10 protein-coding genes are annotated in these 12,405 nt (G+C 30.1%); 9 read left to right on the forward strand and 1 reads right to left on the reverse strand.

Translation table 11 applies throughout. The features are described 5' to 3' along the window. The first annotated feature begins 62 nt into the window (after positions 1-62). The gene (gene porT / locus EGM88_RS10185) at positions 63-761 is read left to right on the forward strand and encodes a type IX secretion/gliding motility protein PorT/SprT (protein ID WP_123898148.1); all 699 of its coding nucleotides are present in this window, start codon (positions 63-65) and stop codon (positions 759-761) included. 3 nt (positions 762-764) lie between these two features. On the opposite strand, the gene EGM88_RS10190 is transcribed toward porT, so the two are convergent. Next, the gene (locus EGM88_RS10190) at positions 765-1,487 is read right to left on the reverse strand and encodes an RNA methyltransferase (protein WP_123898150.1); all 723 of its coding nucleotides are present in this window, start codon (positions 1,485-1,487) and stop codon (positions 765-767) included. Between the two features lie 90 nt (positions 1,488-1,577). Between EGM88_RS10190 and tamL the strand changes: the two genes are divergently transcribed. The 8 genes from tamL to rpe all read left to right on the forward strand — a co-directional run bounded on the left by tamL (position 1,578) and on the right by rpe (position 12,364). Next, positions 1,578-4,124: a translocation and assembly module lipoprotein TamL gene (gene tamL, locus EGM88_RS10195; RefSeq protein WP_123898152.1), complete on the forward strand. Its 2,547-nt coding sequence runs from the start codon at positions 1,578-1,580 to the stop codon at positions 4,122-4,124. Between the two features lie 121 nt (positions 4,125-4,245). Then, on the forward strand, positions 4,246-5,313 hold the full coding sequence (gene fbaA, locus EGM88_RS10200; protein ID WP_123898154.1) for a class II fructose-bisphosphate aldolase: 1,068 nt from the start codon (positions 4,246-4,248) through the stop codon (positions 5,311-5,313). Positions 5,314-5,405: 92 nt separating this feature from the next. After that, positions 5,406-6,281: an acetyl-CoA carboxylase, carboxyltransferase subunit beta gene (accD, locus tag EGM88_RS10205; protein WP_123898156.1), complete on the forward strand. Its 876-nt coding sequence runs from the start codon at positions 5,406-5,408 to the stop codon at positions 6,279-6,281. A 324-nt stretch (positions 6,282-6,605) separates the two neighbouring features. After that, positions 6,606-7,604 carry a lipoate--protein ligase gene (locus tag EGM88_RS10210; protein WP_123898158.1) on the forward strand — a complete coding sequence of 333 codons (999 nt, stop codon included), beginning with the start codon at positions 6,606-6,608 and terminating at the stop codon, positions 7,602-7,604. Positions 7,605-7,835: 231 nt separating this feature from the next. After that, positions 7,836-8,105, forward strand: coding sequence for a 30S ribosomal protein S15 (gene rpsO / locus EGM88_RS10215; RefSeq protein WP_123898160.1), 270 nt, complete (start codon positions 7,836-7,838; stop codon positions 8,103-8,105). 149 nt (positions 8,106-8,254) lie between these two features. Next, on the forward strand, positions 8,255-10,468 hold the full coding sequence (locus tag EGM88_RS10220) for a polyribonucleotide nucleotidyltransferase (protein ID WP_123898162.1): 2,214 nt from the start codon (positions 8,255-8,257) through the stop codon (positions 10,466-10,468). Between the two features lie 294 nt (positions 10,469-10,762). After that, positions 10,763-11,626 (forward strand): sigma-70 family RNA polymerase sigma factor, encoded by an 864-nt coding sequence (locus EGM88_RS10225; protein WP_117879914.1) that lies wholly within the window; start codon positions 10,763-10,765, stop codon positions 11,624-11,626. Positions 11,627-11,713: 87 nt separating this feature from the next. Then, entirely contained in the window at positions 11,714-12,364 is a 651-nt protein-coding gene (gene rpe / locus EGM88_RS10230) for a ribulose-phosphate 3-epimerase (protein ID WP_123898164.1), read from the forward strand. Positions 12,365-12,405 lie beyond the last annotated feature (41 nt).

Below are 12,405 nucleotides of genomic sequence, written 5' to 3' on the forward strand. Positions count from 1 at the left end.
AATGAGTTTAGAATGTGTTATTTATCAATTAATGCTATTCTAAAAATTAAAAAATAAAAAGAATGAATAAATCATTTTTGTGTATAGTTAGTGTACTTTTCTTTATTAGCAATGTATTTGCTCAAAAAGATAGAGTTGAAAATTTACCCAACAAGGATAAGAAAAAAATTCATTACGGTTATTATTTAGGAATCAATAAAAAAGGCTTTAAGGTTAGTTATGAAATCGATAATTCGTTTGTAAATGTTGAAGAAAAATACGGTTTTAATATTGGTTTGGTATTAGGTTATAATATTAATGATAATTTGAATCTTAGATTAGAACCTGGCTTATCTAGTAACTCTAAAACATTAACATTTTCAAACCCAACCATACCAGATACTGAAAATGATAGGGTTAGAGACGTTCCTGCAACTTATTTTAGAATTCCTTTATTACTTCAGTTTCGAACAAATCGATTAGATAATATGCGAGCTTTTGTTATTGGAGGGGTATCTTACGATTATAATTTTTCTAGTAATCAAAAAAATTCAGACGATAATTACGATGGTGAATTTAGAATGAAAACCAACAACTTTATGTACGAAGTTGGTTTAGGTGTTGACTTTTATTTGCCATACTTTAAATTTTCACCGTCTATTCGAGGAATTTTTGCTATAAACAATGAATTGGTGCGTGATGATAATCCAAGTAGCCCATGGACAGTACCTATTGATTATTTTGGTACAAGAGGAGTTTTTCTTAATTTAACTTTTGAATAAGTTTTATCTTTTAAATTCATTCAATAAAATTGCAGTTGCAGTGGCCACGTTTAGGCTTTCTGGAGTGTTTGTTTTGCTAAACTTTGGAATTGTTATTTTATGACTTATTAGTTTTTCAATTTCAGATGAAATACCATTAGACTCATTACCCATAACCAAAATGGCCTCTTTTTTTAATGTGCTACTATGAGCATTTTTTCCATCCATTACGGCACCATAAATAGGGAGATTGCTATTTTTTAAATATTCTTTTAAATCTGTATAAACTATTGGAATCCGAGCTAAAGAACCCATAGTGGCTTGCACTACTTTACTGTTATAACAATCAACAGTGTCTTTAGAACAGACAAGTTGTGTAACGCCAAACCAATCGCACAATCTTATAATAGTACCTAAATTTCCAGGGTCGTTTACTACATCTAAGGCTACTATTAATCCTGTTGGTTTAGTAATAGAAACTTTAGGAATTTTAAATATGCCAATCACTTTATTTGGTGTAGATAAATTACTAAGTTTGAGCAATTCTTTTTCTGAAATAATTTTTGGCTTATATTTTGATATTGATTGGTAATAATCTTCAACACAGAATAACTTTTCTAACAGAAGATTAGAATTTAAAAATTCGTTTACAACTTTTATGCCCTCAGCAACAAATAATTGATGTTGAATGCGGTACTTTTTTTGTCGTAAACTCGTTATTAACTTATGTTCATTTTTGCTTAACATTTAAATAGTAGTATTTTTGGTGTTTTATTGTAATATTCAGTCATTTGTTTTATTCCTACAGAAGTAGGAGCCTTTAAATAATAAATTGCATTGCTTAACTATTTTGCTAAAATAATAGTATTTATCATATTAATTGCTGTGATTATTTCTTGTAGTGCAACCAAAAGGGTTCCACAAGGAGAATATTTACTTGCAAAAAATACAATTATAGTAGATAATAAAAAAATTGGCAATCCTGATATTGCCAGTTATTTAAGGCAGACGCCAAATACAAAGATACTAGGAATTCCTATTTCTTTACATATTTATAATTTTGCCAAGCCAAATTATGAAATTAAATTTCAAGAGTGGTTAGATAAAAATCCAAATAGAGAAAGAAAACTAGTTAATGTTTTTTCAAAGAAGCAAGTAAAGGCTATGGAAAAGGCATATAATGGTATAAATACTTGGTTTTTAAAAAATGGAAATGCTCCTGTAATTTCTGACAGTACCAAAATAAAAAAATCGGTAATTTCTTTGACTAAATATTATCAAAGTAAAGGGTATTTTGATGCAGAAGTAACTTTTAAACAAATAAAAAAGGATAATAAAAAAATTACTGTTGATTATTTGGTTACAAAAAATAATCCCTATTTTATAGATAGTTTTTCAACTGAAATATCCTCACCAGTACTTGATTCGCTTTACAATCTTCATAAAGACAACTCATTTGTTGTAGTAGGAGATCAAATTGATTATACAAAATTTGAAAATGAAGAAGAAAGACTTATCAATATTTTTAGAAATTCTGGTGTTTATGATTTTGGGAAAAATAATATGGAATTTTGGATAGATACTTTAGGGTTATCACCATACAAAACTCATGTACTTTTAGAGATTAAAGATAGAGTAGTAGAAAAAGATAGTGTTTATACAGAACCTTTTAAGATTAGAAAAGTAAGCAAGGTTAATGTTTATACTGATTTTTCTTTTACCGATAAAAATAAACCAATTAAAGACTCTGCTTATTATAATGGATACAATTTTAAGTCAACCAACAAATTGGCTTATAATCCAAAATATTTAGCAAATGCGATAATTATTCAAAAAGATAGTATTTATAAAGAATCTGAGCAACAATTAACAAGAACATATTTAAGAGAATTACAAAACTTTAAACCTTCTTTAGATATAAAATATGAAGAGAACGAGGATGGTTCACTTACTTCAAATATTTATTTATCTCCACAAAAAAAATATTCATTTGGTTTTGATAATGAATATATTACCTCAAATATAAAGCCCTTTGGTATATTGGGTAAGCTTTCGTGGTCGAATAGAAATGTATTTAGAGGAGCAGAGGTGTTCGAATTGTCTTTTCAGGGCTCTTTTTTAAATGTAGCTAGAGATATAGCAGATAGTGATCGTTTCTTTAATGCTTGGGAAATAGGTTCAAGTGCTACTTTAAAATTTCCAAGAATACTATTTCCAATAAATACTCGAGGAATTATTCCAAAAAGAATGGCTCCTAAAACTAATATAGAATTAAGTATTGCACTACAACGCAATATTGGTTTAGATCGGCAAAATATTACTGGAGGAATTAGTTATACATGGCAAAGTTCAAATACTACAGATCATAAATTTGAATTGTTAAATATGCAGTATATTAAAAACTTAAGAACTGATAAATATTTTACTATTTACAAATCTGAAGCATATAAATTAGAAGATATTTCAGAAATTATTGTCCCAGATAGTACTTATGTTGATGTTAATGGGGGTAAGTTATATGATGAAGATGGAGAATTGAATTCGTCAAATTATTTAGGATATCTTTTAGATCCTAATCAAGGGTTTTCTGCCTCAAACCCTACTGAATTTGAAGCGGCTCAGGATGTTGCTGAACGACGAAGTATTTTAACAGAAGATGTATTGGTGCCTGTGATGTCTTACACTTATAATTATACAAATAGAGAAGGTTTTTCTGACAATACTTTTTCAGGCTTTACTGCGAGATTGGTTTCATCTGGAAATTTAACATCGCTTTTTGTTAAAAATTCTTCAGAATCTAATAAAAAAGAACTTTTTGGGCTGGAAATAGCTCAGTATTTAAAAACAGAGTTTGAGTACAAAAAATATTGGGGTATAAATTCAAAAACATCATTAGTACATCGTACTTTTATTGGAGCGGCTTTTCCTATGGGTACTTCAGATGCTATACCATTTAGCAGAAGTTATAGGGCTGGTGGGTCTAATGATATTAGAGCTTGGAATACATTTAAATTAGGTCCAGGTTCAGAAAAAAATGGTTTAGAATTTAATGTAGGCAGTTTAAAACTAACGTCAAATTTAGAATATCGTTTTCAAGTAGTAAATAATATTTATAGTGCCATTTTTATAGATGCTGGTAATATTTGGGATATCACTAAATCTACTGTAAACTCAAGTAAGGGTCAATTTAACGGATTATCTTCATTAAAAGATATTGCTGTGGGCTCAGGAATTGGTATTCGATACGATTTTAGCTTTTTGGTATTACGGCTAGATGCTGGGTTTAAAACCTATGAACCCTATTTAGATTCTCCTAACAAATGGTTTAAGAATTATAATTTTGGTCATGCTGTTTATAACATAGGAATTAATTATCCTTTTTAACATAAGTTTTAAACTTTATTTCTACTTTTTAAAATATAACGTTTTCGTATTTTTATACTTAGTCGTATCTACATACTATTTAATTTTTGTAATTTTACAGTTCAATTTTAATCAAGAAATTATGGCTCATAATATTAAACCAGGAGTTGCTACAGGCGACCAAGTTCAAGAGATTTTTAAATATGCAAAAGAAAAGGGGTTTGCTCTTCCTGCAGTGAATGTAATTGGATCTGATACTATTAACGGAGTGCTAGAAACAGCTAGAGATTTAAATGCTCCAGTAATTATTCAGTTTTCTAACGGAGGTGCTCAGTTTAATGCTGGTAAAGGGTTAAGTAATGAAAACCAACGTGCAGCTATCGTAGGAGGTATTGCAGGGGCAAAACATATTCATACATTAGCTGAAGCGTATGGTGTTCCAGTAATTTTACATACAGATCACTGTGCAAAGAAATTATTACCTTGGATAGATGGTTTATTAGATGCAAGTGAAAAGCATTTTGCAGAAACAGGAAAACCTTTATATAGTAGTCATATGATTGATCTTTCTGAGGAACCAATTGAAGAAAATATTGAAATTTGTAAAACCTATTTAGCTCGTATGAGTAAAATGGGAATGACTTTAGAGATTGAGTTAGGTATTACAGGAGGTGAAGAGGATGGTGTTGATAATAGTGATGTTGATGAGTCTAAATTGTATACACAACCAGAAGAAGTTGCTTACGCATACGAAGAACTTTCTAAAGTAAGTGATAAGTTTACTATAGCCGCTGCATTTGGTAATGTTCATGGGGTATACAAACCTGGTAATGTAAAATTAACTCCAAAAATTCTTAAAAATTCTCAAGAATATGTTTCTAAAAAATATGGTGTAGAACATAATCATATTGATTTTGTTTTTCATGGAGGATCTGGTTCTTCAGTTGAAGAAATTAGAGAAGCGATTAGTTATGGAGTTATAAAAATGAATATTGATACAGATATGCAATATGCTTTTATGACTGGTGTTAGAGATTATATGAATGAAAAGGCAGATTATTTAAAATCTCAAATTGGTAGTCCAGACGGTGTTGATTCTCCTAATAAAAAATACTACGATCCAAGAGTATGGTTACGTAAAGGGGAAGAAACTTTTGTAAAAAGACTTAAAAAAGCTTTTGAAGATTTAAACAATGTTGACACATTGTAAAAGTTTTTTTATATTAAAAAGCCCAATAAAATATAATTTTTGTTGGGCTTTCTTATTTTTTATTAACTTGCATCTTAATAAAATTATACAATATGTCGTCTTGGTTTAAAAGAAAGGATAAAGGAATTCAAACAGCAACAGAAGATAAAAAAGATGTGCCAAAAGGACTTTGGTACAAAACACCTAGTGGTAAAATAGTTGATACAGAAGAGTTAAAAGAAAATTTTTATGTGAGTCCAGAAGATGGTTACCATGTAAGAATAGGAAGTAATGAGTATTTTGAAATTTTGTTTGATGAAAATAAATATAAAGAACTTGATGCAAAAATTACTGCCAAGGATCCTTTAAAATTTTCGGACACAAAAAAATATACTGATCGTTTAAAAGAAGCTCAAGAAAAAACAAAATTAAAAGATGCTATTAGAACTGCTGTTGGTAAATCTTATGGCAAAGATTTGGTAATTGCAGCTATGGATTTTGCTTTTATTGGAGGATCTATGGGGAGTGTTGTGGGAGAAAAAATTTCTAGAGCAATAACATACTCTATTAAAAATAAAATACCATTTTTATTAATTTCTAAATCTGGTGGAGCTAGAATGCAAGAAGCATCTTATTCTTTGATGCAAATGGTAAAAACTTCTGCTAAATTAGCACAATTGGCTGAAGCAGGAATTCCATATATTTCTTTGTGTACAGATCCTACAACTGGAGGTACAACAGCTTCGTATGCAATGCTTGGAGATGTAAATTTTGCAGAACCTAACGCTCTTATTGCTTTTGCAGGACCACGTGTAGTAAAAGATACAACAGGTAAAGACTTGCCAGAAGGTTTTCAACGTTCAGAATTTGTTTTAGAACACGGATTTTTAGACAAAATAATTGAACGTAAAAATTTGAAAAAGCAAATTAATTTATACATTGATTTGATTCAAAATTTACCAATTAGAACAGAGCCCAAAACCGAATAGAAATAATATAAGGTTAGACCTGATTAGTTTTAATTTTTTATTAGCTTTTTGGAATGTAACGAAAAACTAATCAGGTCTGCTTTAAAGGTATTTATAAATCTTTATATCGTTTACTTAAATGAAAATTCTAAATAGAATATTTGTTTAAGTTTTTTATATGAAATTCTTCATTAAGTTATCTTTATTTCTGCTTTTTTCGTTAAAATAGAAATTGACTTATTTCATAAGTAATAGTTTTATGAGTTATGTTTCTACGATAAGATAACCAAAAGGTTTAAAATTTTAGTTTTTCATTACTATCTTTACGCCTAAATAAATTAGGAAATGATTTTTATAGAAAACGAAGGAAATACTGACCCACATTTAAATCTTGCATTAGAAGAATATGCCTTAAGAAATTTTAGTGTAAACCATGATTATTTGTTGTTTTATATTAATGAATCATCTATAATTATTGGTCGAAATCAAAATACTTTAGAAGAGATAAACCAGCAATATGTAAAAGATAATGCTATTCATGTAGTACGAAGAATTTCTGGTGGAGGTGCTGTTTATCATGATTTAGGAAATCTAAATTTTAGTTTTATTACCAACCACGATGGCAAAAGTTTAAATAACTTTAAGAAATTCACTGCTCCAGTTATAAAAGTATTAAATAATATGGGGTTAGATGCTGAACTAAAAGGAAGAAATGATATTCAGGTAAATGAAAAGAAAATTTCAGGTACAGCCCAATTTTCAACGGGAAAACGTATGATTAGTCATGGTACCTTACTTTTTAATACAGATTTAGGTGAAGTTGCAAATGCACTTAATGTAAAAATGAGTAAAATTGTTTCTAAAGGTCATAAGTCAGTACGAAGTCGTGTTGCTAATATTTCTGAGTTTTTAAAAGACCCAATGAAAATTGAGCATTTTAGAGCATTATTATTAGAAGGGCTTTTTGAAGAAAGTGAACCTTTTGAAAGTTATCATCTTACGGCAGAAGAATGGAAAGAGGTACATCAGCTAAAAGCAGAAAAGTATGATACTTGGGATTGGAATTATGGACGTTCACCCAAATTTAATATTCAACGAACCAAGCGTTTTACTGCAGGAGAAATTGATTTGAGAATATTTGTAGAAAAAGGATATATAAAAGAGTTTGTAATTTATGGAGACTTTTTTGGTAAAGAACCTGTTGAAAACCTTGAAAATTTATTGCATGGTATTCGATACGAAAAAGAAGATGTTACTGTTGCGTTAAAAAACATCAATATTACTGATTATTTTGGTGATATTCAAAAAGATGAGTTTATTGATTTGGTTTATGGTGAGGATTAAAATTGTGGTTTAGTTGCTTTTAAGTGATATAAAACAATAAAATAAATTTTTAATCACACTGACTAATCCATTAAGGTATTTATAACTGGATTATGAGTTGTTTTTTATAATTTAGATTTTTTATTTAATCTCATACCGACTAAATATTGTTAATCAAAATAATAGCCCTATATTTGCCGCTCGAAATCATTCGATACATAAAAATTATTAATTAAAAAATTTAATGTTAGCATGTATTTAACAGCAGAAAAAAAAGCAGAAATTTTCAAAAAATATGGAAATTCTGAAAAAGACACAGGTTCTATTGAAGGTCAAATAGCCTTATTTACCTACAGAATAAACCATTTGTCAGATCATTTAAAAAAGAATCAAAAAGATTTTAATACTGAACGTTCTCTAGTAAAATTAGTAGGGAAACGTAGAAATTTACTTGATTATTTAATTAAAAAAGATATTGTAAAATATCGTGAATTAATTAAAGAATTAAATATTAGAAAATAAACTAAAAGAGGCTTTTTTGCCTCTTTTTTTTAATCCTAAAGTCATTTTTAGGGAGAAAAAGCTTACTTCTTTTCATTGGTTAACACACAACACAACAAAAACCAATTGTTTAATTAAACCTGTCAAAAGATGGGTTAAAAAATTTATTTATGATACCTAAGGTTTTTACCGAAATTATCGATTTAGGAGATGGACGAACCATCTCTATAGAAACAGGAAAGTTAGCTAAACAAGCTCATGGTTCTGTTGTTGTACGATCAGGAAAGTGTATGTTATTGTGTACAGTTGTTTCCAATTATAAACAAGGAGATGTTGATTTTTTACCATTAACGGTAGATTATCGTGAGAAGTTTTCCGCAGCTGGACGTTACCCAGGAGGTTTCTTTAAAAGAGAAGCACGACCAAGTGATGGTGAAGTTTTAACAATGCGTTTAGTAGACAGAGTTTTACGTCCATTGTTTCCAAAAGATTATCATTCTGAAACACAGGTTATGATTCAATTAATGTCTCATGACGATGATGTAATGCCTGATGCGATGGCAGGTTTAGCAGCTTCTGCAGCCATTCAATTATCAGACTTTCCATTTGAATGTCCAATCTCAGAAGCGAGAGTAGGACGTGTTAATGGAGAGTTTATTATTAACCCTACCAGAGCTCAGTTATTAGAATCAGATATAGATATGATGGTTGGAGCTTCAGCTGATTCAGTAATGATGGTTGAAGGTGAAATGAAAGAAATTTCTGAAGAAGAAATGGCTGAAGCAATAAAGTTTGCTCATGAAGCTATAAAAGTACAATGTGAAGCTCAAGTAAAATTAGCTGAAGCATTTGGTAAAAAAGAAGTACGTGAATATGAGCCAGAAAGAGAAGATGAAGAATTGGCAAAAAAGATTCATGACATGGCTTATGATAAAGTTTATGCCATTGCTAAAGCAGGTTCTGCTAAGCACGAAAGAAGTGCGGCATTTGAAGCTATAAAAGAAGAAATTATTGCCTCGTTTTCTGAAGAAGAACAAGAAGATTATGGGAATTTAATTTCAAAATATTATCATAAAGCAGAAAAAGAAGCTGTACGTAATTTAACTTTAAATGAAGGATTGCGTTTAGATGGTAGAAAAACAAATGAAATTAGACCTATTTGGTGTGAAGTGGATTATTTACCATCTACCCATGGTTCTGCTATTTTTACAAGAGGAGAAACTCAAGCGTTAGCCACAGTAACTTTAGGTACAAGTAGAGAAGCAAATCAAATTGATATGCCATCTTTTGAAGGTGAGGAAACATTTTATTTACATTACAACTTTCCACCTTTTTCAACTGGTGAAGCAAGACCAATTAGAGGAACATCGCGTAGAGAAATAGGTCATGGTAACTTAGCTCAACGAGCTTTAAAAGGTATGATTCCTGCTGATTGTCCATATACAGTTCGTGTTGTTTCTGAGATATTAGAATCTAATGGTTCTTCTTCTATGGCAACAGTTTGTTCTGGTACAATGGCTCTTATGGATGCTGGTGTAAAATTAAAAAAACCAGTTTCTGGTATTGCTATGGGATTAATTTCTGATGCTGATTCTGGAAAATATGCAGTGTTGTCTGATATCTTAGGAGATGAAGATCATTTAGGTGATATGGATTTTAAAGTAACAGGTACTGCAGATGGTATTACAGCTTGTCAAATGGATATTAAAGTAAAAGGTCTTTCTTATGAAATTTTAGTAAATGCATTAAAACAAGCTAAAGAAGGGCGTTTACATATCCTAGAAAAAATTACTGATACTATTGCAGAACCAAATGCTACTGTAAAAGAACATGCTCCTACAATGGTTACAAGACGTATTCCTAACGAATTTATTGGAGCGTTAATTGGTCCTGGTGGAAAAGTAATTCAAGAATTACAAAAAGAAACGGATACAACTATTGTTATTAATGAAGATCCTATAACAGAAGAAGGTATTGTAGAAGTTTTAGGTGTTGGTAAAAAAGGTATTGATCAAGTATTATCAAAAATAGACTCTTTACTTTTTAAACCTGAAGTTGGTGGTGTATATGAAGTAAAAGTTATCAAAATGTTAGATTTTGGTGCTGTTGTAGAGTATACCCAAGCTCCTGGAAATGAGGTGCTATTACACGTAAGTGAATTGGCCTGGGAACGTACAGAAAATGTATCTGACGTTGTAAATATGGGAGATGTATTTGAAGTGAAATATTTTGGAGTAGATTCTAGAACCCGTAAAGAAAAAGTTTCTCGTAAAGCTTTATTACCTAAACCAGAAGGGTTTGTTGAAAGACCTCCAAGAGAAAATAAAGGAAGAGACAATCGCGGACGTGACAATCGTCGTGATGATAGAAGAAAAAGAGATTAAATTTTAATCTTTTCAAAAGGTATAAAAAGCTCGAAAAATTTAATTTTTCGAGCTTTTTTGTTTTTTAAAAACACTATTAACTCGCTATTTAAATTTTATTTTAACAAACATTTATCTATTAATTTATAATAATTCTAGGAAATTTTCGTCTTTAATTGTTGTAATATAGGAGATTGTTCATATCAATTAAAAAATTTTTAAAGAAAAATGAAATAATTGTAACATTTAAACAATCATTCACGTATATATAGGTACACAGCAATATTTAGTAACAATTAAAACAGCAGAAATTAAATGAGACAACTTAAAATTACAAAACAGGTAACTAATCGCGAAACAGCATCATTAGATAAATATTTACAAGAAATAGGTAAAGTTGATTTAATTACTGCTGATATGGAAGTGGAATTAGCCCAACGTATTAAAGCCGGAGATCAAGTAGCTTTAGAACGATTGACTAAAGCGAACTTGCGTTTCGTGGTATCTGTTGCTAAGCAGTATCAAAATCAAGGATTAACCTTACCAGATTTAATTAATGAAGGGAATTTAGGGTTAATTAAAGCTGCTAAACGTTTTGATGAAACTAGAGGTTTTAAGTTTATTTCTTATGCAGTATGGTGGATTAGACAATCTATTTTACAGGCATTAGCTGAGCAATCAAGAATTGTACGTTTGCCTTTAAACAAAATTGGTTCTATTAATAAAATTAATAAAACGTATGCCCGTTTAGAGCAAGATAATGAAAGACCTCCTTCTGCTGAAGAAATTGCAAAAGAGTTAGACATGACAATTAATGATGTAAAAGAGTCGTTAAAAAATGCTGGCCGTCATGTATCTATGGATGCTCCTTTAATTCAAGGTGAAGATTCAAACTTATATGATGTATTGCGTTCTGGAGAGTCTCCAAATCCTGACAAAAGTTTATTACATGAGTCTTTAAAGGTAGAAATTGAACGTGCTTTAGAAACGTTAACTCCAAGAGAAGCTGATGTTGTTGCTTTGTATTTTGGATTAGGTGAAGCTCAGCCAATGACCTTAGAAGAAATTGGAGAAACTTTTGATTTAACTCGCGAAAGAGTTCGTCAAATTAAAGAAAAAGCAATTAGAAGATTAAAACATACATCAAGAAGTAAGATTTTAAGAACTTACTTAGGATAATAGTTTAATTCAAATTAAATATGAAAACTCTCAACATTGTTGGGAGTTTTTTGTTTTATAATACTACTTTTGTAAAAAACAAAAAACATGAGTCATTTAATTGCTCCTTCAGTATTAGCTGCTGATTTTGCTAATTTACAACGTGATGTAGAAATGATTAACGACAGTGAAGCCGATTGGTTTCATATAGATGTAATGGATGGTATGTTTGTGCCAAATATTTCTTTTGGTATTCCGGTAATTAAAGCAATAAAAAAGCACGCTAAAAAACCAATGGATGTACACCTAATGATTGTAGATCCTGATCGTTATATTAAAGATTTTAAAGAAGCGGGAGCTGATATTTTAACGGTACATTACGAAACTTGTACTCATTTGCACAGAACAATTCAAGCTATTAAAGCAGAAGGTATGCAAGCAGGAGTTGTGTTAAATCCTCACACTCCAATTGCTGTTTTAGAAGATATTATTTTAGATTTAGACTTGGTATTGTTAATGAGTGTAAATCCTGGTTTTGGGGGACAATCATTTATAGAAAATACCTACAAAAAAGTTATTCAGCTAAAAGATCTTATTGAGAAGTCTGGCTCAAAAGCATTGATTGAAATTGATGGAGGTGTTAATGATAAAAATGCACCTATGTTAGTTGCTGCAGGTGCTGACGTATTGGTAGCTGGTAGTTTTGTTTTTAAAAGTGAGAACCCAACTGAGACTATTGCTAGACTGAAAAGTATTTAATATAATAGCGTAAAGTCTCTTCAAGAGAGTATAAATATTCT

The sequence above is a fragment of the Aureibaculum marinum genome, from assembly GCF_003813905.1.
Taxonomy (GTDB): Bacteria; Bacteroidota; Bacteroidia; order Flavobacteriales; family Flavobacteriaceae; genus Aureibaculum; species Aureibaculum marinum.